1 protein-coding gene and 1 pseudogene are annotated in these 1644 nt (G+C 73.5%); one reads left to right on the forward strand and one right to left on the reverse strand.

Annotation, left to right across the window (positions count from 1 at the left end):
* Positions 1–21 precede the first annotated feature (21 nt).
* The gene (locus PLL68_RS03380) at positions 22–1035 is read left to right on the forward strand and encodes an acyl-CoA thioesterase (RefSeq protein ID WP_324531649.1); all 1014 of its coding nucleotides are present in this window, start codon (positions 22–24) and stop codon (positions 1033–1035) included.
* Here the strand turns inward: PLL68_RS03380 and PLL68_RS03385 are convergent.
* Positions 1012–1644, reverse strand: a pseudogene (locus PLL68_RS03385) (malto-oligosyltrehalose trehalohydrolase); the annotation flags it as partial. The gene PLL68_RS03380 and the pseudogene PLL68_RS03385 overlap by 24 nt on opposite strands.

Raw genomic sequence — 1644 nt, forward strand, 5'->3', positions numbered from 1 at the left:
GCGCCGGATATCGTTGCGACGGTGACCTCCAGCCACTCGACTCAGCCCCCTGAGAACACCCAGCCCGCACCGCTCCTCGACCTCCTGGCCACCCTGGACCTCGAGGAGCTCGGCTCAGCGGTGATGAGCGTGCAGCCCCTGTCGACGGCAGACACCGCCGACGGGTCGCTGCCCACGCCACTGCCCGAGACCTTCGCCGAGGACATCACCCTGTTCCGCGGGCAGAGCCAGAAGCAGCCGCACGGTCGGGTGTTCGGCGGGCAGGTCCTCGCCCAGGGCGTCATCGCCTGTGGCCGCACCGTGCGCGTCATCGAGGGCGGCGAGAAGCGGCGCCTGCACTCACTGCACGCGTACTTCATGCGCCCCGGCGACGACACCCAGCCGATCACGTTCAGCGTCGAGCGCATGCGTGACGGCCGCTCCTTCTCGACCCGCCGGGTGCACGCCATCCAGCACGGCAAGCCGATCCTGTCGATGAGCGCCTCGTTCCAGGACCCCGACGCCGGCCTCGACCACCAGGACCCGTTCCCGCAGACCCCCTCCCCCGACACGCTCCCGAGCCTGGCCGAGCTCTTCGAGGGCGTCGACCACCCGGCGGCCCGGCACATGGCCGAGGGCCGGGCCATCGACCAGCGGCACGTCGAGGGCAACCTCTTCGCGACCCCGGCCACCGACCGGGTCGCTGACCAGCGGGTCTGGATGCGCGCCACCGGCACCCTGCCGGACGACCCGCTCATCCACGACGCCGTGCTGGCCTACGCCTCCGACTACTCGCTGCTCGAGACGATCCTGCGCCGCCACGGCCGCGCCTGGACCACCCCGGGCCTGCGGGCAGCCAGCCTCGACCACGCCATGTGGTTCCACCGGCCGGCTCGCGCCGACGAGTGGATCCTCTACGCCGAGCACTCCCCTTCGGCGCAAGGCGGGCGGGGCCTGGGCATCGGCCGGATGTTCACTGAGGGCGGCATCCTCGTGGCCACCGTCGCGCAGGAGGGCATGTTGCGCGTGCCCTCACCAGAGGAGCACCGCCGCTGACCCGCCCGGCAGGCGCACGGCATCCGCGGTCACCGTGGTGCCCTGGGGGTCCCAGGCGAGCGCCACGCGCCCACCCGTCCGCGGCAGCGCCACCTCGGCGGGGTCGTCGGCGAGGTTGACGACGACGGCGGATGCCGTCCGCCCAGCAGGCGCGTGGAGCGTCACCACCGTGCGCGCGGCCTCGTCCACGTCGACGCGAACGTCGGCGAGGCGGGTCGGGCCCACACCGATGACCCTCCGGCGCAGGGCGATGCACGCCCGGTACCAGTCGAGCAGGCGCCGGTGCCCGGCCTCGTCGACCTCGCCCCAGGCGAGCACCGAGGCCTCCCGCGTGGCGGGGCTCTGCGGGTCCGGCACGTCGGCCGTGGACCAGCCGTGGCTGGCGAACTCGGCCCGCCTCCCGGCGCGCACGGCATCCGCGAGGGCCTCGTCGGTGAAGCTCGTGAAGTACTGCCACGGCGTCGAGGCACCCCACTCCTCCCCCATGAAGATCATCGGGGTGGTGGGCGCGAGCAGGTACAGCGCGGCCCCGGCAGCCTGGAGCCCCGCAGGCACGACGGCGCTGATCCGGTCGCCGGTCATCCGGTTGCCGACCTGGTCGTGGGTCTG

The organism is Ornithinibacter sp. (genome assembly GCF_035443565.1).
In the GTDB taxonomy this organism is placed as follows: domain Bacteria; phylum Actinomycetota; class Actinomycetes; order Actinomycetales; family Dermatophilaceae; genus Fodinibacter.